Origin of the sequence: Acinetobacter tianfuensis, from assembly GCF_003611465.1 — a bacterium.
Classification (GTDB): Bacteria; Pseudomonadota; Gammaproteobacteria; order Pseudomonadales; family Moraxellaceae; genus Acinetobacter; species Acinetobacter tianfuensis.
In genome coordinates this window covers 1-598 of the sequence record NZ_RAXV01000102.1, presented here as the reverse complement: position 1 = coordinate 598, position 598 = coordinate 1, and the positions used below count along the sequence as shown (strand labels likewise).

Here is a 598-nt window from a genome sequence, read left to right as displayed (position 1 = left end):
TTGCCTTAGGTGATATTCATCGGATGTACTGAGTTGAACAGATTCCATGTTCTTTCGGTGATAAGTAATTAAATCCATACCTTGAACTTGCAGCCTGCTCTTTAGTTCTTGGCTGGTGTAGCCCCGATCCCCGTAAAGTTTTCCGTTTAGACCGTTAACCAATTGCTCAACTGCTTTTATATCCGCAACATGTCCATTTGATAAAGCAGAGCAGGTAATTTCACCAAATTGATTCATTACAATATGTAATTTACAGCCATAAAACCATCCCATTGAGCTTCTACCGCGTGATGCAATTTGGACCAATGATTTATGGCGATGAATACGTTGATTTTTATACACTGGCAGAGTTGTTGAATCAATCCATAAATATTGTGTACCTTGGCCTTTCATCAGTGCTGCGTGTAAAGCATGTAGAGCTAATTGGTGCATCTTAATCAGATGAATCATCCTTTGATAGCAAGGCAGGTACTTAAATAAATGGCTTTTATCTTCTTTTAACCAAGTAAAAAAGGCTTTGAAATTATTGAAATGAGAGGATTTATACCAAATAGCAATAAAGATAATTTCTGAAAGACTTAGCTGAGCAACTCGGATT

General features: G+C 37.1%; 1 protein-coding gene. It reads right to left on the bottom strand.

Translation table 11 applies throughout. From position 1 onward, the window contains the following. The coding region (locus D7V32_RS17065; protein ID WP_120403951.1) for an IS982 family transposase at positions 1 to 598 on the bottom strand (598 nt) is incomplete at both ends.